Origin of the sequence: Algoriphagus sanaruensis (genome assembly GCF_001593605.1) — a bacterium.
GTDB classification, from domain to species: Bacteria; Bacteroidota; Bacteroidia; order Cytophagales; family Cyclobacteriaceae; genus Algoriphagus; species Algoriphagus sanaruensis.
This window is the reverse complement of sequence record NZ_CP012836.1, coordinates 124,415-144,170: the sequence shown is the minus strand read 5'-3', so window position 1 is coordinate 144,170 and position 19,756 is coordinate 124,415. Positions and strand designations below refer to the sequence as shown.

The 19,756-nt window shown below is 42.6% G+C and carries 19 protein-coding genes; 9 read left to right on the top strand and 10 right to left on the bottom strand.

Annotation, left to right across the window (positions count from 1 at the left end; genetic code table 11):
* Positions 1-33 precede the first annotated feature (33 nt).
* Both AO498_RS00690 and AO498_RS00685 read left to right on the top strand, forming a co-directional pair.
* Positions 34-663: a 3-keto-disaccharide hydrolase gene (locus AO498_RS00690; protein ID WP_067542312.1), complete on the top strand. Its 630-nt coding sequence runs from the start codon at positions 34-36 to the stop codon at positions 661-663.
* 73 nt (positions 664-736) lie between these two features.
* Positions 737-1,291 carry a DUF502 domain-containing protein gene (locus AO498_RS00685; RefSeq protein WP_067542309.1) on the top strand — a complete coding sequence of 185 codons (555 nt, stop codon included), beginning with the start codon at positions 737-739 and terminating at the stop codon, positions 1,289-1,291.
* Positions 1,292-1,296: 5 nt separating this feature from the next.
* On the opposite strand, the gene AO498_RS00680 is transcribed toward AO498_RS00685, so the two are convergent.
* The 3 genes from AO498_RS00680 to AO498_RS00670 form a co-directional block, all read right to left on the bottom strand.
* The gene (locus AO498_RS00680; RefSeq protein WP_067542306.1) at positions 1,297-1,737 is read right to left on the bottom strand and encodes a DUF1569 domain-containing protein; all 441 of its coding nucleotides are present in this window, start codon (positions 1,735-1,737) and stop codon (positions 1,297-1,299) included.
* An 83-nt stretch (positions 1,738-1,820) separates the two neighbouring features.
* On the bottom strand, positions 1,821-4,217 hold the full coding sequence (locus AO498_RS00675; RefSeq protein WP_067542303.1) for a ribonucleoside-diphosphate reductase subunit alpha: 2,397 nt from the start codon (positions 4,215-4,217) through the stop codon (positions 1,821-1,823).
* Positions 4,218-4,268: 51 nt separating this feature from the next.
* Complete coding sequence (locus AO498_RS00670) at positions 4,269-5,249, bottom strand: ribonucleoside-diphosphate reductase small subunit (RefSeq protein ID WP_067550157.1); 981 nt, start codon at positions 5,247-5,249, stop codon at positions 4,269-4,271.
* Between the two features lie 591 nt (positions 5,250-5,840).
* On the opposite strand from AO498_RS00670, the gene rplU reads away from it, so the two are divergent.
* From rplU to AO498_RS00655, 3 genes are all read left to right on the top strand, one after another.
* The gene (rplU, locus tag AO498_RS00665) at positions 5,841-6,152 is read left to right on the top strand and encodes a 50S ribosomal protein L21 (RefSeq protein WP_067542300.1); all 312 of its coding nucleotides are present in this window, start codon (positions 5,841-5,843) and stop codon (positions 6,150-6,152) included.
* 33 nt (positions 6,153-6,185) lie between these two features.
* Positions 6,186-6,446, top strand: a complete 261-nt coding sequence (rpmA, locus tag AO498_RS00660; RefSeq protein ID WP_067542297.1) for a 50S ribosomal protein L27 — start codon at positions 6,186-6,188, stop codon at positions 6,444-6,446.
* Between the two features lie 194 nt (positions 6,447-6,640).
* Positions 6,641-9,658, top strand: a complete 3,018-nt coding sequence (locus tag AO498_RS00655) for a WD40/YVTN/BNR-like repeat-containing protein (RefSeq protein WP_236778657.1) — start codon at positions 6,641-6,643, stop codon at positions 9,656-9,658.
* 85 nt (positions 9,659-9,743) lie between these two features.
* Here AO498_RS00655 and AO498_RS00650 read toward each other — a convergent pair whose 3' ends face one another.
* The 6 genes from AO498_RS00650 to lipB form a co-directional block, all read right to left on the bottom strand.
* Complete coding sequence (locus tag AO498_RS00650) at positions 9,744-10,373, bottom strand: rhomboid family intramembrane serine protease (RefSeq protein WP_067542291.1); 630 nt, start codon at positions 10,371-10,373, stop codon at positions 9,744-9,746.
* Between the two features lie 3 nt (positions 10,374-10,376).
* Complete coding sequence (locus tag AO498_RS00645; RefSeq protein WP_067542288.1) at positions 10,377-11,363, bottom strand: polyprenyl synthetase family protein; 987 nt, start codon at positions 11,361-11,363, stop codon at positions 10,377-10,379.
* Positions 11,326-13,533: a ribonuclease R gene (rnr, locus tag AO498_RS00640; protein ID WP_067542285.1), complete on the bottom strand. Its 2,208-nt coding sequence runs from the start codon at positions 13,531-13,533 to the stop codon at positions 11,326-11,328. Before rnr ends, AO498_RS00645 begins: the two co-directional genes overlap by 38 nt.
* A 48-nt stretch (positions 13,534-13,581) precedes the next feature.
* Positions 13,582-14,331, bottom strand: a complete 750-nt coding sequence (locus AO498_RS00635; RefSeq protein ID WP_067542282.1) for a 3'-5' exonuclease — start codon at positions 14,329-14,331, stop codon at positions 13,582-13,584.
* A gap of 11 nt (positions 14,332-14,342) precedes the next feature.
* Positions 14,343-14,744, bottom strand: a complete 402-nt coding sequence (locus AO498_RS00630) for a hypothetical protein (RefSeq protein WP_067542279.1) — start codon at positions 14,742-14,744, stop codon at positions 14,343-14,345.
* A 141-nt stretch (positions 14,745-14,885) separates the two neighbouring features.
* On the bottom strand, positions 14,886-15,611 hold the full coding sequence (lipB, locus tag AO498_RS00625) for a lipoyl(octanoyl) transferase LipB (protein ID WP_067542276.1): 726 nt from the start codon (positions 15,609-15,611) through the stop codon (positions 14,886-14,888).
* 81 nt (positions 15,612-15,692) lie between these two features.
* On the opposite strand from lipB, the gene AO498_RS00620 reads away from it, so the two are divergent.
* Complete coding sequence (locus AO498_RS00620; RefSeq protein WP_067542272.1) at positions 15,693-16,049, top strand: YraN family protein; 357 nt, start codon at positions 15,693-15,695, stop codon at positions 16,047-16,049.
* 126 nt (positions 16,050-16,175) lie between these two features.
* Positions 16,176-16,703 (top strand): lipid-binding SYLF domain-containing protein, encoded by a 528-nt coding sequence (locus AO498_RS00615; RefSeq protein ID WP_067542269.1) that lies wholly within the window; start codon positions 16,176-16,178, stop codon positions 16,701-16,703.
* Here AO498_RS00615 and AO498_RS00610 read toward each other — a convergent pair whose 3' ends face one another.
* Positions 16,704-17,552, bottom strand: a complete 849-nt coding sequence (locus AO498_RS00610; RefSeq protein ID WP_067550155.1) for a toxin-antitoxin system YwqK family antitoxin — start codon at positions 17,550-17,552, stop codon at positions 16,704-16,706.
* 190 nt (positions 17,553-17,742) lie between these two features.
* On the opposite strand from AO498_RS00610, the gene AO498_RS00605 reads away from it, so the two are divergent.
* Positions 17,743-18,945, top strand: coding sequence for a pyridoxal phosphate-dependent aminotransferase (locus tag AO498_RS00605; protein ID WP_067542266.1), 1,203 nt, complete (start codon positions 17,743-17,745; stop codon positions 18,943-18,945).
* Positions 18,946-19,039: 94 nt separating this feature from the next.
* A complete protein-coding gene (locus AO498_RS00600) occupies positions 19,040-19,750 on the top strand; it encodes a glycosyltransferase family 2 protein (RefSeq protein ID WP_067542263.1) in 711 nt (236 codons plus the stop codon).
* Positions 19,751-19,756: the final 6 nt, after the last annotated feature.

The following is a 19,756-nucleotide window of genomic DNA, read 5'->3' as shown; positions in this document are numbered from 1 at the left end:
TAATCCTATCAATTAACCCAAACCTCTCCAGCCATGAAAAAGCTTGTATTCAGTTTAGTAGTTACTCTTATGTGGTGTCAATCCAGTTTTTCCCAGCAAGGAAAATGGATTGAGTTATTTAATGGAAAAGACCTTGATGGTTGGAAAATTTCAGAAAATCCACAGTCGTTTTCTGTAGTAGATGGGACTATCAAAATTGACGGGCCAAGAGGCCATGCATTTTACGATGGTTCTGTAGGCAATCATGATTTTGCCAATTTTGAATTGATGGTGGAAGTAAAGACAATGCCAAAAGCTAACTCTGGAATTTTTATCCATACTACATATCAAGAAACAGGCTGGCCAAATAAAGGGTATGAGATTCAAGTTAACCAAACTCATGGCGACTGGAGAAAGTCTGGAAGCCTTTATTCATTTAATGATGTGAGAGAGGTTTATGTCGAAGACGGTGAATGGTATACCTATCATATAATTGTGAAAGGTGATCAGGCTACGGTCAAAATCAACGATAAAGTGGTCATGGAATATGATGAATCTGAAGATCAAAATCGACCTGCCAATGCAGGTGAAAAAAAATTCGATCACGGAACGATTGCACTTCAAGCGCATGATCCTGAAAGTGTGATTTTTTACCGAAGTGTGAAAATCAAACTTTTAGACTGATGTATACTTTCTAACTTTGCTGAAATGCTTAATCAAATGGTTAAGCATTTTTTATGATCTATAGCCAAATCCTATGTCCTTCACCTATCGGCGAGTGATTTCTTATTTCTTCAGAGGGTTATTATTTCTAACCCCTTTGGCGATCACTATTTACGTGATCTATCAGATTTTTTTATTTCTGGATAATTTGATTCCTGTTCCAATCCCTGGAATTGGTATTTTGATGGTTCTGGGTTTGATTACGTTTGTGGGCTATTTGGCTAGTCTGTTTTTCACAAAACCCTTATTTGATTGGTTCGAACGGGCGGTATTTAAGATTCCTTTAGTAAACCTGCTTTATACCTCAATAAAAGATCTGATGGGAGCTTTTGTTGGGGAAAAGAAAAAATTCAGTTCACCTGTTCGTGTTCAGGTTTCTGAGTCCGTATTTCGATTGGGCTTTATTACTCAGGAGGATTTAACAATTCTCGGCGAGCCGGATTTGGTTGCTGTTTATTTCCCACACAGCTATAATGTCTCAGGAAATGTCTTCTTAGTGAAGCGAGAGAAAATCACTCCTTTGAAAGGAGTGAAAAGTTCAGATGTCATGAAGTTTATGGTTTCTGGCGGGGTGTCACCTCTTGAATAGGGGATTCAAATTCCAAATTGGCTGAAATGATGCTGAATGTGTTTAGCATGAAAAATTTCCCATTCTTCGAAATCTAAAGGCCCAAATCTTGGATGCCAAGTTTTTGAATGGGGATTGTTTTTGAAGTATTCCAAATAGACCTCAAATGACTTGATTAGCTCTCCGGTGGCAGTTTCAAAATCAGGATACCTCAAATCTGTAAGTTCTCCTGATGTCCCTGGGATTCTTACTCCTCTCGGAAATTCCATTTCAGTTCGTAAGAGTAAAAATTTTTGCTGAAGATGTTTTTCTTGAACTTCAAACTCAGGGATTTTAACCTTTCCGTAGGAAAGTTTAAGGGTAAGTGCAAGGTGCTCAACCATATGCTGTGCAGTCATTTGACCAAATTTAGGTTCAGTCTGACTGGTTAGATCTTTAAGACGTTTGAGATAGTTAGATGTTTCCATGTGTTGTATTGTGTCAAAGGGAAGGTATAAAAAAAGCGTTTGATACCATCAAACGCCTTTCTCCATTTTACGAACTCTAGATATTAACTTCCGCACATTTCGCAACCTTCTGGGTCGTCCAATGAGCAGGCAATGGCATCTTGTTTTTGTGTTTTTAAAGCTTCTGCATTTACAACAGCATCATTTTTTGGTTCAAGTGCTGATTTGTCCAACGTAAACTTGATAGCTGCGGCAGCGGCTTGTGATCTGAGGTAATACATACCGGTCTTAAGGCCTTTTTTCCAAGCGTAGAAGTGCATGGAGGTCAGTTTACCAAAGTTTGGATCTTGCATGAAAATATTCATACTCTGGGACTGACAGATGTATGCACCTCTGTCAGCTGCCATATCAATAATCACCTTTTGAGAGATTTCCCAAACCGTTTTATATAGGTCTTTGATGTTTTGTGGAATGCCAGGCACGTTTTGTACGGAACCATTGGTCGCGATCAATCGGTTACGCATTGTTTCATTCCATAAGCCTAGGTTGATGAGATCTTTCATCAAATGCTTGTTGACCACAATAAATTCACCAGATAAGGTTCTACGGGTGTAAATATTGGAGGTGTAAGGCTCAAAACATTCGTTGTTTCCAAGGATTTGAGAAGTTGAGGCTGTTGGCATTGGTGCTACCAATAGGGAGTTTCTTAGGCCATATTTTTTAACCTTGTCTCTCAATTCAGACCAGTTCCATCTTCCAGATTTAGGAGTCACTCCCCACATGTCAAACTGTAGAATACCCTGTGATGAAGGGCTGCCTTCGAAGGTTTCATAGGTCCCCTGAGTCTTGGCTAATTCCATGGAGGTTTCTACCGCAGCATAGTAGATGGTCTCGAAGATATCTTCATTAAGACCTCTTGCTTCTTCGGAGTCAAATGGCATTCTCAACATGATGAATGCGTCTGCTAGTCCTTGTACTCCCAATCCGATAGGACGATGTCTGAAGTTTGATCTTCGGGCTTCTTCTACAGGATAATAATTGACATCAATTACCTTGTTGAGGTTTCGAGTGGCAACTTTCGTGATCTCATACAGTTTTTGATGATCAAAATATTGTTTGCCATCAGCACCTGTGCTTACGAATTTTGGCAAGGCCAAAGAGGCCAAGTTACATACTGCAACCTCGTCTGGAGCAGTGTATTCGATGATTTCAGTACAAAGGTTGGATGATTTGATAGTACCCAGGTTCTTCTGGTTAGACTTGCCATTAGCAGAGTCTTTGTAAAGCATGTATGGAGTACCGGTTTCGATTTGAGATTCTAAGACTTCAAACCACAATTCTTGGGCTTTGATCGTTTCTCTAGCTTTTCCTTCGCGCTCGTACTTTTCGTATAGTCTTTCGAACTCTTCCCCATGGCAATCAGAAAGTCCTGGGGCTTCATTTGGACAGAAGAGTGACCATTCCTCATTTCTTTCTACACGCTTCATGAATAAATCAGGAATCCAAAGTGCATAGAACAAGTCTCGAGCACGCATCTCTTCTTTTCCGTGATTTCTTTTTAGTTCTAAGAAGTCCTTGATATCAGCATGCCAAGGCTCCAAGTAGACCGCAAAGCTTCCTTTTCTTTTTCCTCCACCTTGATCCACATAACGAGCCGTCATGTCGAAGTTTCTCAACATGGGTACTATACCGTTAGAAACGCCGTTTGTGCCTTTGATATAGCTTCCTTTAGCTCTCACATGGTGAATGGAAAGACCGATACCACCTGCAGATTGAGAGATTTTAGCACACTGCTTTAGGGTATCGTAAATCCCATCAATGCTATCTTCCTTCATGGTCAACAAGAAGCAAGAAGAAAGTTGTGGTTTTGGAGTACCGGCGTTGAAGAGGGTTGGGGTAGCGTGTGTAAACCACTTTTCAGAAAGAAGATTATACGTTTCAATCGCAGATTCAATGTCTTCTTTATGGATCCCAACAGAAACCCTCATCAGCATATGCTGTGGTCTTTCCACCACTTTACCATCCAGTCGGATAAGGTAGCTTCGCTCTAAGGTTTTGTAACCAAAATAATCATACCCAAAATCCCGCTTGTAATCGATCGCCTCATCGAGTTTTGCCGCATGCTTTTTAATGATGCCATATACTTCTGTGTCAATCAATTGGGCGTTTTCGCCAGTTTTTGGATTGACATAGGTGTACAGCCTTTTCATAGTATTTGAAAAGGACTGACTTGTGGTTTTGTGAAGGTTGGAGATGGCAATTCTCGCTGCTAACACAGCATAATCCGGATGTTTTACAGTCAAAGAAGCACAGACTTCTGCAGCAAGATTATCTAGCTCAGCAGTAGTAACCCCATCATACAAGCCATCAATTACTTTTTTGGCTACTTCAATGGGCTGTATGAATTTTGGATCCAATTCATAGCAAAGGTTTTCGATCCTTGCAGTGATTTTGTCGAATCTTACGGACTCTCTTCTTCCGTCTCTTTTGATTACAAGCATATCTAGGCGTATTTAAGGGTTGGTTGTTGGTGGTTAAAAAATTCTGGGTATTTAGAAATCCTCATCGATAGAGAATCTGGAGGTTGCTTCAGTAGTTTCAGTAGATTTCATCACTCCGGCCTTCTGGTAGTCACCTACTCTTTTCTCGAAGAAGTTGGTTTTTCCTTGTAGGGAAATCATGTCCATGAAATCAAATGGATTTGTGCTGTTCCATACTTTTTCACAGCCTAATTCCATCAATAAACGATCAGCCACGAACTCGATGTACTGGCACATCAAATCTGAATTCATACCGATGAGTCGAACTGGAAGTGCGTCAGTAACGAATTCTTTTTCGATTTCTACCGCATCCATAATGATTTCTCTTACGGTGTCTTTTGGTAACTGATTGACGACATGTTTTGTATAAAGGTGACATGCGAAATCGCAGTGCAATCCTTCGTCTCGAGAAATAAGTTCATTGGAGAAAGTGAGTCCTGGCATCAAGCCTCTTTTCTTCAACCAGAAAATAGAGCAGAATGATCCCGAGAAGAAAATCCCTTCTACGGCAGCAAATGCAATTAAACGCTCATGGAAGCTTCCGTTATCAATCCAACGAAGTGCCCACTCTGCTTTCTTTTTTACACAATCAATATGTTCGATTGCATTCAGTAGGCGATCTCTTTCTTGACCATCTTTGATATAAGTGTCAATAAGGAGGGAATAGGTTTCAGAGTGAATATTTTCCATGGCAATTTGGAAACCATAGAAAAACTTCGCTTCTGTATATTGAACCTCAGCTACAAAATGTTCCGCTAAGTTTTCATTTACGATGCCGTCACTTGCTGCAAAAAATGCAAGAACATGTGATATAAAGTGTCTTTCTCCATCGTTAAGATTTTTCCAATCTGTTAAGTCTTGGCTTAAATCTATTTCTTCCGCCGTCCAAAAACTCGCTTCTGCCTTCTTATAAAACTGCCAGATATCTGGATGCTGTATAGGAAAAAGGACAAACCGGTTTTTGTTCTCCACTAAAATAGGTTCTTGCTGCATCTTTCGCTCGTGTTTTAATTTTGGTTTTGATTTTAGAAAACTTTTAGAGCTTTCTTCAAAGGCTTGGGGATAGAAAAGCCATCCTTTCGGGACAGCTTTAAACAAATATGTAATGCAAATTCATAAAAAAAAACTGGAGCAAGCCCACTTTAAGGCATTTTTTAACCAAGAGTCAAAAAAAATATAACTATCTATAATTCAATTAATAAAAGTTTATGAAGTGAAGTATAAAATCAAATAATATGAGGTTTTGGAGGGGGATCAATAATTTTCAACAATTTTAAAAAAGTTTTCCACATTGATTTTTTGTTCAAAAATTGAATAACGGTCAGAAATTTTAATCCTTTTTCTTTAAATAATATTTGCTGACAACCAATTGCTTACCGGTTTTTATACAAAAATCCATGTTCGCATATTTTGAAAAATGGATTTAAAAATTCATGTCATTTCAAGACCAAGTCGATCAATTTTCCTGATTTCATCTCTTCCTTGAAATTTCTATTTAAATACAAGGGGCTATTTTAGGAGGAATTCTTTGCACTTCGTATTTCCTTCTCTATATTTGCACTCCGATTTCGAAAATCAATTCTCATGTACGCAATTGTTAACATCGCAGGAAAGCAGTTCAAAGTAACAAAAGATCAGTACGTCTATGCCCCTAAATTGGCAGGCGAAGCTGGCGCTTCCGTGGAATTCGACCAAGTACTATTGGCAGAAGCCGAAGGTACTGTGTCTGTAGGCGCTCCAACTATCGCAGGAGCTAAGGTATCCGGAAAGATTCTGGATCATGTAAAAGGTGACAAAGTGATTGTCTTCAAAAAGAAGCGTAGAAAAGGCTACAAGAAGAAGAATGGTCACAGACAAGACTTCACTAAAGTATTGATCGAAAACATTACACTCTAAGATTTCACCTAGAAATCATAAACGAATAATATCATGGCACACAAAAAAGGTGTAGGTAGTTCCAAAAACGGTCGTGAATCACATTCCAAAAGATTGGGTGTGAAGAAGTTTGGTGGTGAGGTTGTAATCGCAGGAAATATCCTTGTGAGACAGCGTGGTACCAAGCATCATCCAGGTCTTAATGTTGGATTGGGTAAAGATCATACCTTGTTCGCATTGACTGACGGTGTTGTTGCTTTCAAAACCAAATCTGACGGAAAATCTTACGTAAGTGTTGAGCCTACTCAAGCTTAATTAGGTCTACCTAAAAGTTCTAAACCTCTTCGTCAGAAGAGGTTTTTTTTTGCCCTAAAAGGAAGCTAGTACCACTGGTCATTTTTTTGAAAAAACTTAAGACTTCCCCCGCTAAATTTTAAATTGAAACCCAATCAAACGGACCTTACATGAATACACATTTCAAAAAAGCTTGGTCAGGCCTAGTTCTGATCATGATGCTTTTGGGCAATTCTTTAATTGCCCAGCAAGTTCCTGATCCCAAAGTCTATGATGCCGTCCAATGGAGACTGATCGGACCTTTCCGAGGGGGTCGTGCGGACGGAGTGACAGGAGTCAAAGGAAGTGATAAAACGTATTATTTCGCCTCTACCGGGGGTGGTATTTGGAAAACTACCAATGCAGGCCAAACCTGGAAATCCGTATCCGATGGTTTCTTTGGTGGATCCATGGGAGCGGTAGCCGTCGCTGAAAGCGATACTTCTGTCGTCTATGCGGGTGGTGGAGAAAAAACCGTCCGAGGCAATGTTTCTTTTGGTTACGGGATGTGGAAAAGTACGGATGCCGGAAAAAACTGGTCACGTGCAGGCTTAGACAAAAGCCGCTTCATTTCCAGAGTTCGTATCCATCCAACAAATCCTGACATCGTGTATGCAGCAGTCTTAGGTGACATTTTTCAGCCTACCGATTTGCGCGGGGTGTACAAATCTCTGGATGGTGGCCAATCTTGGGAGCAAGTTCTCTACACCAATGAACAGTCAGGTGCAGTTGATTTGATTTTAGATCCAAACAATGCTGAAACGCTTTATGCTACAACTTGGGAAATCAAACGAACACCTTATAGTTTGGAAAGTGGTGGACCGGGCTCCAAGATGTTTAAATCCATAGACGGAGGTAAAAATTGGGAGGAACTTTCTGCAAAGGAGACCTTTCCAAAAGGAATTCTCGGGATTATGGGAATTACAGTTTCTCCGAAAAACTCTAACCGGCTTTATGCCATTATCGAAAATGATAATGGTGGAGTCTATACATCAAAAGATGCTGGCCAAACTTGGGAAAAAGTCAACGAGGATCGTAGCCTTCGTCAACGAGCTTGGTACTACTCCAGAATTTTTGCAGATACCCAAGATGAAGAGACGGTTTATGTTCTCAACGTGAGCTACCATAAATCCACCGATGGAGGTAAAACTTTCAAAGGCGCCAATGCCCCTCATGGAGATCACCACGACTTGTGGATCGATCCTGCTAACAATCAGCGAATGATTATCGCAGATGATGGGGGAGCACAAATTTCTGAGGATGGAGGGTCGACATGGTCAACAATGATGAATCAGCCAACTTCACAGTTTTACCGAGTGACTACTGACAATAGCTTCCCTTACCGAATCTATGGTGCGCAACAAGATAATTCGACAGTTCGAATTCGCCACAGAAATGACGGTGGAGCTATTACGGAAGAAGATTGGCAACCTACCGCTGGAGGCGAATCAGGATGGATTGCACCGGATCCTTTAGATAGTGATATTGTCTATGGTGGGTCTTATGGTGGTCTTTTGACCAGAGAAAATCATCGGAATGGAACTTCCCGAACCGTTAATGTTTGGCCTGATAACCCCATGGGCCATGGTGCCGAGGGTATGAAATATCGATTCCAGTGGAATTTCCCGATCTTCTTTTCGCCTCATGATCCCAAGCTACTTTACACAACTAGTAACCAGTTTCATCGATCTACGAATGAGGGCCAAAGCTGGGAAGTCTTTTCTCCTGACTTGACTCGAAATGACAAAAGCAAACTAGGTCCTTCAGGAGGACCGATTACCAAAGACAACACCTCAGTTGAATACTATGCAACCATCTTTACCGCAGCAGAGTCTCCGATGAAGCAGGGTGTCATTTGGGCGGGCTCGGATGATGGCTTGGTGCATGTGACCGCAGACAATGGAAAAACATGGCAGAACGTAACTCCGAAAGATATGCCGGAGTGGCTTCAGATCAACTCGATAGAGGCAAGTCCATTTGAAGCTGGAGAGGCGTATTTTGCGGCTACTGGATATAAAATGGGGAACTACCAGCCTTACCTCTATAAGACCAAGGATTATGGAAAAACCTGGACCAAGATTGTTTCAGGGATAGATGCAGAGCATTTTACCCGAGTGGTAAGAGCTGATCCTGTGAAAAAAGGAATGCTCTATGCAGGTACCGAGACGGGCATGTATTATTCCAAAGACGATGGTGCCAGCTGGCATTCTTTGCAATTGAATCTTCCTATCGTTCCAATCACTGATTTGACGATTAAAGAAAATAACTTGATTGCTGCTACCCAGGGTCGTTCATTTTGGATTATCGATGACCTGACCGTCCTCCATCAGGCGGAACCAGGAATCGAAAACAAGGCGTTTCATCTTTACAAGCCCCAAGATTCCTATCGTATGGATGGGATGAAAAGAAGCAGCTTAACTACCGGTACCAATCGTCCTGGCGGGGTTTTAGTTTATTATCTCCTGAAGGAAAAACCCAAGCAGGAATTGAAGATTGAATTCTTCAATGAGAAAAATGAACGAATCCGCTGGTTCTCTACTAATGGAGTGAATGGAGATACCCTTAAGGTAAAACCTGGTGCAGGTGAATTTAACTGGAATCTTAGAGCGGAGAATGCCGAAGGCTTCGACGGACTCATCATGTGGGCAGCCAATCTTCGTGGTCCAAAGGTTGTGCCGGGAACTTATAAAGTGAAAATGACCGTGGATGGTCAAGCTCAGGAGCAAAGCTTTAAAGTCTTGGCTGACCCCCGCTACGAATCCACGCAGGCTGAGTTGGAAGAGCAATTTGCCTACTTAATGGCCGTGCGGGATAAAATCACCGAAACCCATCAGGCTATCAAGCTGATTCGAGCGTATCGAACCGAGTTGGATTCACTTTCTTCCAAACCTGAAAATCTGGAAGCCATCAAAGCTGAAATGCAGGAGATTGAGGAAACGCTATATCAGACCAAAAACCGAAGTGGTCAGGACCCACTTAACTTTCCAATCCGATTGAACAACAAATTGGCTCACTTGAGCAGCGTGGTTGGGAATGGAGACTACAAGCCTACCGATCAATCTGAAGCTGTAAGAAAAGAGCTGACTGAGCAAATCGATGTGCAGCTGGCTCGATTCCGAAAACTGGAACGGGAGCAGATATCCCGACTGCTCAATATTGAGGAAATGAAAACCAAATTGGAAATCAAGAAGTAATATAAAAGGCCTCCAGAGTGATCTGGAGGCCTTTTTTTGATCATCAATCCCACCAGGTTTCTAAAACCTGATGGGATTTTCTTTTTTAAAACAACCTAAACCCCTTAATCTGCTCCAAAAACATCCCCGCACTTGAGGGTGAGAGAATTAGAATAAATGCAATACCGAAAATCGCTCCATATAGGTGGGCGTCGTGGTTGATGCCGTCACTGTCCTGCTTGCCTTTGACGTAGGAATAAATGAGGAACAAGCCTCCAAGGATAAATCCGGGAAGGCAGATGATCCCAAATAGGCAAATGTCGGACAGGGGCATGATCACAATACTGGCAAATACCGTCGCTGATGTCCCCCCAGATGCACCCAAAGCTCGGTAATAGCTAGAATCTTTGTATTTACGATAAGTAGGTATGTCAGAAATGACAATCCCCAATAGGTAAAAAGCTACAAAAACGAATCCACCTAAGCCTTGACCAAACTGATAGCGCAGGAACATTTCCACCACTCCCCCAAAGAAGTAAAAGGTAAACATGTTAAAGAGCAGATGGATGTAATCCTTGTGAATAAATCCCGAAAGGATAAACCGATCCCATTGGTTGCGGTGTTTGATCCGGTAGGGGATAAACATCCATCTGTCTAACAGATCAGGCCGGTTGAAACCGAGGATGCTGGTAATCGCCGTGATCCCGATGATCGCGGTGGTCAACGTCAATTCCATAGCTTATTTCTCCCGGTGAATCAGGTCTTGGGTGATGGCGTACAGGGCCTGATAGTATTCCTCGTTTTGGAAGTGTAGGCCTTCAAATTGGTTGAAGCCCGCATCAAAGTAGGATTGCATTTTGGCTTCGGTCAGGCTGCGGATGCCGAGTTTTTCGTAAATCGCTTTTACCGAATTTACCTTTTCGACTTTGTCAAATTCCTTCAGCGAAAGCCAATGATTCAGCGCTGCCATATCTTCTCCTTGGGCGAGTTCCAAGGCTTTGATCAAGAGGAAGGTCTTCTTATTTGAAATGATGTCTCCGCCTACTTGCTTGCCAAACTTGGCCTGATCAGCATAGACATCGAGCAAGTCGTCTTTCAGCTGAAAACCGATGCCAATATTCACCCCAAACTCATAGAGCTTTTGTGCATCTTCCTTTTCAGCACCAGCCAAAACTGCCCCAAGCTGAAGTGCAAAACCTAAGAGAACGGCGGTTTTCAGCCTAATCATGTTGATATAATCGGCCTCATGGACGGTCTCATAGGCTTCAAAGTTCATATCAAACTGTTGTCCTTCGCAGACTTCCGCCGCCGTCTTATTGAACAGTCGAATCACTTCGGTTAGCAACTTCGGGTCTGTACCCAAGAGCAAATCATAGGCTCTCACGAGCATCACATCTCCGGAGAGGATGGCGATGTTGGCATTCCACTTTTCATGAACTGTAGCCTTTCCTCTTCGCAGGGGAGCATTGTCCATGATGTCGTCATGCATCAGGGTAAAATTGTGAAAGACCTCCACGGCAGCGGCCTGAGACAGGATTTCCTCCGGATTTTTCCCATAAATCCCATACGCCAAAAGCGAAAGCAGCGGACGAATCCGCTTGCCTCCCAGGCTCATGATGTAGGTGATCGGTTCGTAAAGTTCGGTGGGTGATTCTCCGAAAGAGTGGGTAGTGATGTGTTGTTCCAGCTTAGTTAAAAGCGCGTGGGCGAGACTTTTTTCTGTCATTTTCTGCAAATTCCAAATCGATGGTTCGACGGTCGATATCGGTGTTAACTACTCTGACCAGTACTTTGTCTCCCAAAGTGATCATTTTTTTACTTCTCGTCCCAATCAGACGCATGTTTCTTTCGTCAAATTCATAGTAATCGTCGTCCATATCCTGTACCCGAATCATGCCTTCGCACTTGGTTTCAGTAATCTCGACGAAGACTCCCCACTCGGTCACGCCACTGACGATGCCCTCGTAATCCTTCTGCTCAGCAAGGGACATGTACTCGACCTGCTTGTATTTGATGGAAGCGCGCTCGGCGTCTGCGGCACGCTTTTCCCGCTCGGAGGAATGCACACATTTCTGCTCCCAGGACTCTGCTTCAGGAGATTTGCCTCCCTCCAGATAATGCTCTAGAAGGCGATGCACCATCATATCCGGGTATCGGCGGATAGGAGAGGTGAAGTGGGTATAATGAGGGAAAGCCAATCCAAAGTGACCTTTCGGTTCTGTGGTGTACTTGGCCTTGGCCATGCTTCGGATGGCGAGTTGCTCAAGGACATTTTGCTCGGGTTTGCCCTGAATCTCATCCATCAACTTATTAAGTGCCGTAGAAATTTTCTGTACGTTGGTCACGTCCATCTGATGGCCAAACCGCTTCGCAAAGCCAGAAAATGTCTCCAATCGATCTAAATCTGGGCTGTCGTGAGTTCGATAGACAAAGGTATCTGTTCCGTTATTTTTCTTATAAATAAATTCGGCTACGTACTTATTGGCTAAGAGCATAAACTCTTCGATCAGCTTGTGGATGTCTTTGCGCTCTTTGACAAAAAGCCCAAGTGGAGTTCCTTTTTCATCCAACTTAAACTTCACCTCGACGGTCTCAAAGTTGACTGCCCCTTTTTCAAATCGCTGCTTTCTGATCTTTTTAGCCAACTCATTGAGCAAGGTCAACTCTTGAAAATAATCCCCTGATTGGGTATCGATGCATTCCTGAGCTTCCTCATAGGCATAGCGTCGGTTGGAGTGGATGATGGTCCGGCCGATCCAGTGATTGACCACTTTGGCGCTCTTGTCCATCTCAAATACGCAGGCGAAGGTCAATTTGTCCTCGTTGGGACGAAGGGAGCAAAGACCGTTACTCAAGCGCTCGGGAAGCATAGGGATGGTTCGGTCCACCAAATAAACTGAGGTAGCTCGATTGAAAGCTTCCTTTTCCAAAGCCGTTTTAGGCTTCACATAATGGGTCACATCAGCGATATGAACCCCGATTTCCAAGTTTCCGTTCTCTAATTCCCGATAGGAAATCGCATCGTCAAAGTCCTTGGCATCGACCGGGTCTATGGTAAAGGTAAGGACGTCTCGAAAGTCCTTTCGGGCTTTAATTTCTTTGGCCGAAATTTTTTCAAGAATCGCATTAGCTTCTTCGTCTGCTTCCTTGGGATACTCGAAAGGCAATCCGAATTCAGCCATGATGGAGTGGATTTCCACTTCATGCAAACCTGCTTTTCCAAGAACTCGGGTGACTTTACCCGTAGGGTTTTTGTCTCCTTCCCTCCATTCGGAGAGTTTGACGATGACTTTTTCATTGTGCTCCGCACCCATCAAATCCCCGCGATGCACAAAAATGTCTTTGTGCATTTTTTTAAAATCAGGAACGACAAATGCAAATCGAGGTGAGATTTCCACCCGGCCTACAAATTCATCTCTGCTTCGCTCTAAAATCTCGAGGACTCGACCTTCGGTTCTGCCGGTCTTTCCTTTAATTGGAAAAACCATAACTCGAACTTTATCTCCATCGAGGGCTTGTTTGAGATCGGCCTCTTTGATCAAAATATCTCCGCCTACAGCTTCAGGATCATCAGGAATAATGAATGCAAAACGAGGATTGACAAAGTCCACGGTACCCGTGATAAAATCTGGGTCTTTGGTAGAGGAAAAATAGTTTCGGGAATTTCTTGAAACACTTCCCCCATCAACCAGTCGATAAAGGATGGGTTCCACCGCCTCTTTACTTACCGCATCACGGATTTCAAGGCGCTTGATAATTTGTTTCGCATTAAATTCTTGCCCAAAGTTGGCGTCTAAAAATTGGAGGATTTTTTTGGCTAAAAAGGAGGCGTCATTTCCTCCAGACTGCTTTCCTTTATTTTTTTTGGAATGTTTTCTATCTGATTTTCTTCCCATGAGGGGTATTTTTTTCTTAAGGTAAAAAGAAATGCATGCCTAATGGCATCAATCTTTGTGATCTTTTTTTGAATCTTCTGAGGACACGATTTCGATTTCCAAATCGTCCAGTTGTGGATGCATCGCCATGTAAATTCTAGCAGTTACTTCCACGTCACGTTGACAGTATTTTTTTATTTTTTCTAGGTCTTTTTTCAGATGATAGGTGGCGTTGACCTCACTTCCATCTATTCCATCCTTGGAGCTTGGGATTCCAAACACCGCAGCCAAGAGTTCCAATCGGGTGTAGTATTTATAGTCTCCAAACCGCCAAAGCTCCATGGTGTCCAGGTGTCGGACTTCCCAGGGTTTTTTACCGGCAATTTGTAGGGGTTCGGGAAGTGAAATCCCGTTGATCAACATACGCCTGCAGAGGTAGGGGAAATCAAACTCTTTGCCGTTGTGGGCGCAAAGAATCCATTTTTTCTTCTCTAACAAGGCTTTAAACTCCAATAAAAGTTCCCGCTCTTCCTCATGTGCAAAAACCTTTGACCGGAAATAGATTTTTTTATCCTTCTTTTTAGTCTGGAAAAACCCAACTCCCACGCAGATAACCTGTCCAAATTCGGCATGGATTCCTGCACGGTCAAAATATAAAGAACCAGGTTCGGGATTGGGATTTTCACTTCGAATCAGCTTTTCTTTTTTGAGCCATTCTGGCTGCAGTCGGGAATCCACTTCATCAAAATGTTCCATTTGGGAAGCGGTCTCAATATCCAAAAACAAAATGTCGCTGAGCTGTTCTAAAAAATCTGCCATAACATCAAGGATTAACTGTGAAGGATTCCCTCCAATCCCAATTCCGGGATCATCCGGAGGTTGACAGGGTCAAAACTGCCAGGAGTAAAGATAAACTTTTTGTCAAAAATCTGATCGAGGATGTAATAGCTCACCCAAAATTCATTGGTGAGCGAAAATACCGCCGGATCAATAGGCTCTACTTTGGCGATGGACTCAGCCCCTAGCTCTTCGATCATGTGTCGGAGGGTAGAGGTTTGTCTTTTCTCCCCGTCCAAAACACCATAGCCTTTGGAGGTGATCATCACGGTGCTCAATTCGATGAGATTGAGGTTGATGATGTACACGGCCCACTCTGTTCCGGTTGCTTTTTCTTCTTTTGCGATAGCTAGTTTTACACCCGTCACGGGAGAGAAGTCGATATCTTTTTTCATTTTCCTTTTATGAATAATTAGGAATGAAATTCTATTTTCTTTTGATTATAAATCCCCCTGACCCTCTTGAGAAGGGGGAATGGCCTGATTTTGCTTCTCAAAACTAAAGTCTAGAAGTTGAGACTGATTAATCCAACTTAATTATTTTACTTCGATCAGATTCATTTCAAAAAGCTCTGCGAGATGCTTTTTGACTTTGTTTTTGGCTTCGGTTTCATCCACAGGTCTGCCTAATTCCAGGTGCAAGGAAGTCACTGCTTTGTCATCAATCCCGCATGGGATAATGTGCCCAAAGTAGGAGACGTTTGCATTTAGGTTGAACGCAAAGCCATGCATGGTTACCCAACGGCTGGACTTGACGCCCATGGCGCAGATTTTCCGTGGATTTTTTTGCGCTACATGATCCAACCACACCCCGGTAAGTCCGTCGATTCTTCCTGCCTCTATTCCATAATCCGCCAAGGTCAAAATAATGGCTTCTTCAAGCAGTCGAAGATACTTGTGGATGTCAGTGAAGAAATTATCCAGATCCAAAATTGGATAGCCGACCAGTTGACCCGGACCGTGATAGGTAATGTCTCCACCTCGGTTGATTTTGTAGTAGGAAGCCTCATGCTCTGCTAGCCCAGCCTCATCCAAAAGTAAATTTTCTTGTTTACCGCTTTTTCCCAAGGTGTAAACATGGGGGTGCTCCACAAATAAAAGGTAATTCGGAGTGGACTCCTGTTGATCGGAAGGAAGGTTTCGATTTTTGATTTTCAGGGCCACGATTTCCGCAAAAATCTTTTCCTGATAATCCCAGGCTTCCTGGTAGTCCATGCGGCCTAAATCTCGGAATTCTACTGTTTTATTGATAATTTGGTTCATGTGACGTCCTCTTGGAATTCTTTTTAAACAGGCCTGAGGGCTGGATCGTTCTTCGATTTTTCAAAATTAACTATAAATCCCATGGCAGAACACAATGAATCAGGAAGACTAGCCGAACAACTCGCTGCGGATTGGCTAATCGGCAAAGGATATGAGCTCGTTGCTCAAAACTACCGGCATGGACATGCTGAGATTGATTTGATAATGAAGCATCGAGGAATTTTGATTTTTGTGGAGGTCAAATTTCGCTCAGGCACGGGATTTGGCTATGCAGAGGAGTTTGTAGATGCCACCAAGCGGAAACTTCTGATCAAAGCAGCTGATCATTTTATTTATGAAGAGGATTGGAAAAAGGATATCCGTTTTGACATCGTTGGCGTATACAAGGATCGAAGTGGAAATTTCAATTTCAGGCAGTTTGAGGATGCTTTCTATTAAATGGGAAAGGGGAGAAAATCGAAACCGGCTAATCCAGACTTTCTACTTGCCTTCCAAACATTTGAAATCCACTGATAAAGTTCTAATTCGCTACGATCTAATCACCCAATAAATCACCTTTATCCAATGAAAAATCTAATCCTTCTTTTCGCTTTGAGTTTATTTTCTTTTGCCGTTTTTGCTCAAGATGATGAAAAAGACGAAAAAATTTATGCCGATTCAGAAGCGGCAAAAGCAGCATTTTTGAAAGATGACCCAGGACTTGCCGACTTCTTTGCAGATTCCTATGGCTACATCATTTTACCTAATGTAGGTAAAGGGGCCTGGGGAGTAGGAGCTGCAGCAGGAAATGGGGTGGCTTTTGAAAATGGAAAGCATATTGGATATGCACGAATGACTCAGCTGACCATTGGATTTCAGGCAGGTGGTCAAGCGTACTCCGAAGTGGTTTTTTTTGAGACCAAGGAGGCATTTGACCGATTTAAAGAAGGAAAAATAGAAATGTCAGCTCAGGTTTCTGCCGTGGCTGCAGCATCGGGGGCCTCTGCTAATGCAAAATACAATGAAGGAGTTTTGGTCTTTACTCGGACAAAAAAGGGCTTAATGTATGAAGCTTCGGTAGGAGGGCAACAGTTTAAATTTCGAGCTAACTGATCAGTTTTTTCGATAAACTAGATTTCCGTCTTGATCCCATTCCGCCCGGATATACGGGCGGAAATTTTTAGTATAGGGTTCCTCTTGATATTGAATTTCTCGCTTGCGGATTGCCTTGGTGTTTTTAGTGTCCCAATATTCGGTCCATACGCCGACCTTTTCCCCAAACTTATATTCCCCTGTCACTGCGATTTGCTGATTGGGATAAAAGTGAAAAAAATTGCCTTCCTCCAGTCCGTACTGAACAGGCGTAATTTTTTCGATGGACTTAGAGTTTTCTTCGTAATAGGATATTCGCGATTCCTTGGCCCAGCCTTCACTGAAATGTGCCTTGTCCTGCAAAACATTTTGGTCGTCAAATACCATCCACGTTTTGTGCTTCATTCCGTAATAAAACATGCCACTTTCTACGACGGTCTCATTGACTAATCGCTCATAGGGGCCATGAAGCAAGTAGCCAACTCCCTGAGTGAATCCTTCTGTTCGGATTGCTCGTTCTTTGGGGTCAAACCAATATACATCTCGGATATATGGATTTGGATTACGGCCTGCATCGGTATAATTGAAAAATTCCAAATACTCCTGACCTCTTAGGGTGCGTCGGGTGTATCCCTTCATGGTTTTTACCCCAAACCAAATGTTCTTGCGAGCCTTTTTCTTCTTTTCTTTTTTTTCCTCTTTCTCCTTTGATTCATCAAACAAAAGCAAGGGCGCAACTGTAGGCAAGAGTGCCGAGGACACTACTCCAGTAGAATCAGGATCTGCTTTTTTGTCGGGATCGGTTTTTTGGGCGAAGCCAACTTTAACCAGGCAAACACTAAAAAGAAGAAAAAGAAAGAATTGCTTCATGTACATTCAAAACGGGAGGATTGTCCCGCTATTTTACCCAAAAATAACATTTCATCTGATTTTATGGACTTTTGACTTTTGGTTCAAGGGATCCGTTTATCCCTGAATTCAAGATCAATTCCATGGGATTGTTTAGAATTAATAATCTTATGGTTAATTTTGACGAATCTGTAAAAAAAACCTATAACTAATGAAATCTATTCTATCAGATCGCATTCTAAATATGGAGGAGTCAGCAACCCTCGCAATGGCCAAAAAGGCTCGGGAGCTGAAATCTCAAGGTATTGACATCATCAGCTTGAGCTTGGGTGAGCCGGATTTCAAAACCCCTAAGCATATCCAGCAGGCTGCAAAGGATGCGATTGATGAAGGAAAATATTTCGCTTATCCTCCTGTAGCAGGCTATCAGGATTTGAGAGAGGCTATCGCCAAAAAACTCAGAGACGAAAATAGTATCACTGATGCAAAGGCTGAAAATATCGTGGTTTCAGTAGGTGCTAAGCACTCAATTGCCAATACCTTCATGTGTATCATCAATGAAGGAGATGAAGTGGTGATTTTCTCTCCGTATTGGGTGAGCTATGCTGAAATCATCAAATTGTGCGGAGGCGTTCCTGTATTGATTGAAGGTAATTTAGAAAATAACTTCAAAGCTACTGCTGCTCAATTGGAAGCAGCAATTACTCCAAAAACCAAGGCCGTAATTTATTCCTCACCTTGTAACCCAACTGGCTCCGTATTTTCCAAGGAGGAATTGGTAGCCATTGCAGACGTTGTGAAGAAACATGAAAACCTCGTGGTGATTGCGGATGAGATTTATGAATTGATCAATTTCACAGGTAAAAATTTCAGCATCGGTTCCCTACCGGGAATGTTTGAGCGTACTGTGACCGTTAATGGATTTTCTAAAGGCTATGCGATGACTGGCTGGAGAGTAGGGTATATCTGTGCTCCTTTGGAAATTGCCAAAGCAGTAGAAAAAATGCAAGGCCAATTTACCTCTGGAAATACCGGAATCGCGCAGCGTGCTGCATTGGCAGGTATCGCGGGAGATCAAACTCCTTCTCAGGAAATGGCTGCCGAATACCTCAAGCGAAGAGATTTGGTTCTTGGACTTTTGAGAGATATTCCTGGCATCAAGACGCATGTCCCTGAAGGAGCTTTCTACTTCTTCCCAGATGTTACTGCGTTTTTCGGAAAATCAGCCAAAGGCCACCAAGTAGCTAATGCAGATGATCTTTGCTTGTATCTATTAGCCGAAGCCAATGTTTCTTTGGTGACTGGCTCTGCTTTTGGTGCTCCAAACTGCGTTCGAATTTCCTATGCTGCCTCCGAGGCTGAATTGGTGGAAGCCATGAAGCGAATCAAAAAAGCACTGGGTGAACTAGCCTAATTCGTATATAAATTATCTTTCTTTGCCCCGTCGGTCTGGCGGGGCAATTTTTTTGCCTTCTAAGAATCGGTTAATTTTGTCCAAAATCCCCTCCATGCCCCGAGCTCTTGTCATTACTCCAGTAAAAAATTCAATTGAAACTACCCTTGATACCGCAAGGGCCATTGCAAATTCCTCTGTAAAAGTCCAACATGTGATTTTTAATGACTTTAGTTCGGAGGAAACCAAAGCGATTTTGGAAGAGAAAAAAGGAGAAATCGGTTATGAATTGATTCACCTGGAGGACTTGACGGATCATCCCTCTCCTAATTATAAATTGGTACTTCAAATGGCTCAAAAGCGTGCAGTAAGTGAAAATCTGCCTCTTTTGGTAGTGGAGTCTGACGTGGTTGTACAGCCTGAAACGGTAGAAGTCTTATTGAAAAGTTTGGAAGAAAAACCGAAATCCGGCTTGTTGGGATCGGTCACGGTGGATGAAAAAGGTGTCGTTAATTTCCCGTATCTCAAGTTTAAAGGAGTCAAACAACCAGTAATTTCTACAAATCGCAGTTTGAGTTTTTGTTGTACCTTATTTTCCCTCGACTTTCTCAAAGCCTATGACTTTGCAGGTTTAGACGAGGCAAAGGATTGGTACGATACCTTTATTTCCAAGAAGGCTATTGAACTTGGATATAGTAATTGGGTATTGATGAATGCACCGGTTTGGCATCGTCCCCATGCAAGTCGACCTTGGAAGCAACTTAAATACAGCAATCCCCTGAAATATTACTTTTTGAAATTCTGGAAAGGACTGGATAAGATTTAAGGTAAA

Bases quoted from the DNA above. Each gene is read 5' to 3' on its own strand.
- AO498_RS00630 (WP_067542279.1), bottom strand. From the start codon at position 14,744: ATGAAAAAAGATATCGACTTCTCTCCCGTGACGGGTGTAAAACTAGCT.
- AO498_RS00690 (WP_067542312.1), top strand. From the start codon at position 34: ATGAAAAAGCTTGTATTCAGTTTAGTAGTTACTCTTATGTGGTGTCAA.
- rnr (WP_067542285.1), bottom strand. From the start codon at position 13,533: ATGGGAAGAAAATCAGATAGAAAACATTCCAAAAAAAATAAAGGAAAG.
- rplU (WP_067542300.1), top strand. From the start codon at position 5,841: ATGTACGCAATTGTTAACATCGCAGGAAAGCAGTTCAAAGTAACAAAA.
- AO498_RS00620 (WP_067542272.1), top strand. From the start codon at position 15,693: ATGGCAGAACACAATGAATCAGGAAGACTAGCCGAACAACTCGCTGCG.
- AO498_RS00685 (WP_067542309.1), top strand. From the start codon at position 737: ATGTCCTTCACCTATCGGCGAGTGATTTCTTATTTCTTCAGAGGGTTA.
- AO498_RS00610 (WP_067550155.1), bottom strand. From the start codon at position 17,552: ATGAAGCAATTCTTTCTTTTTCTTCTTTTTAGTGTTTGCCTGGTTAAA.
- AO498_RS00645 (WP_067542288.1), bottom strand. From the start codon at position 11,363: ATGACAGAAAAAAGTCTCGCCCACGCGCTTTTAACTAAGCTGGAACAA.
- AO498_RS00680 (WP_067542306.1), bottom strand. From the start codon at position 1,737: ATGGAAACATCTAACTATCTCAAACGTCTTAAAGATCTAACCAGTCAG.
- rpmA (WP_067542297.1), top strand. From the start codon at position 6,186: ATGGCACACAAAAAAGGTGTAGGTAGTTCCAAAAACGGTCGTGAATCA.
- AO498_RS00655 (WP_236778657.1), top strand. From the start codon at position 6,641: ATGATGCTTTTGGGCAATTCTTTAATTGCCCAGCAAGTTCCTGATCCC.
- AO498_RS00650 (WP_067542291.1), bottom strand. From the start codon at position 10,373: ATGGAATTGACGTTGACCACCGCGATCATCGGGATCACGGCGATTACC.
- AO498_RS00605 (WP_067542266.1), top strand. From the start codon at position 17,743: ATGAAATCTATTCTATCAGATCGCATTCTAAATATGGAGGAGTCAGCA.
- AO498_RS00670 (WP_067550157.1), bottom strand. From the start codon at position 5,249: ATGCAGCAAGAACCTATTTTAGTGGAGAACAAAAACCGGTTTGTCCTT.
- AO498_RS00600 (WP_067542263.1), top strand. From the start codon at position 19,040: ATGCCCCGAGCTCTTGTCATTACTCCAGTAAAAAATTCAATTGAAACT.
- lipB (WP_067542276.1), bottom strand. From the start codon at position 15,611: ATGAACCAAATTATCAATAAAACAGTAGAATTCCGAGATTTAGGCCGC.
- AO498_RS00675 (WP_067542303.1), bottom strand. From the start codon at position 4,217: ATGCTTGTAATCAAAAGAGACGGAAGAAGAGAGTCCGTAAGATTCGAC.
- AO498_RS00615 (WP_067542269.1), top strand. From the start codon at position 16,176: ATGAAAAATCTAATCCTTCTTTTCGCTTTGAGTTTATTTTCTTTTGCC.
- AO498_RS00635 (WP_067542282.1), bottom strand. From the start codon at position 14,331: ATGGCAGATTTTTTAGAACAGCTCAGCGACATTTTGTTTTTGGATATT.